The following is a 440-nucleotide window of genomic DNA, read 5'->3' as shown; positions in this document are numbered from 1 at the left end:
AGCTCAGGTGGCGACCCTGTACCACGAGCGCTGGGAAATCGAGCTGGGATACCGGGATATCAAAAGCGCGATGCAGCACAACGCCATCACGCTGAGAAGCAAGAAAGTGGACTTGGTCTATCAGGAGCTGTGGGGATTGCTGCTTGGATACAATCTGGTCAGGCGGGAGGCCAGCCAGGCCGCCGTAGCCCATCAGCGAGCGCCCAATGAGGTGAGCTTTAAGTTTGCCTGTCATTTCATCGCGAACCAGATGGCAGTGATGGCGGGCGCGTTATCGCCAGCCCATACGCCACGGAGGTTGGCGGAGTTGCGGGGCTGCATAGGCGTCATGTTCATAGAAAAACGCCCCAGGCCATCGAGACCCAGGGCGGTGAAGATATCAAAGACCCGTTTTCCGGTAAATCGCAATGCGGCTCCGCTTAAGTGAACAGCATTGCGGC

The 440-nt window shown here is 57.7% G+C and carries 1 protein-coding gene; it reads left to right on the top strand.

What is annotated here, in order from left to right; translation table 11 throughout:
- Window positions 1-427: transposase (locus tag J9893_RS13930; protein ID WP_210600836.1), on the top strand; the 427-nt coding region annotated here is incomplete at its 5' end.
- Window positions 428-440: the final 13 nt, after the last annotated feature.

The organism is Aeromonas sp. MaB10011B (genome assembly GCF_017939325.1).
Taxonomy (GTDB): domain Bacteria; phylum Pseudomonadota; class Gammaproteobacteria; order Enterobacterales; family Aeromonadaceae; genus Aeromonas; species Aeromonas caviae.
Note: the sequence above shows the minus strand (reverse complement) of the source record. Positions and strands in the feature narration are given on the sequence as shown.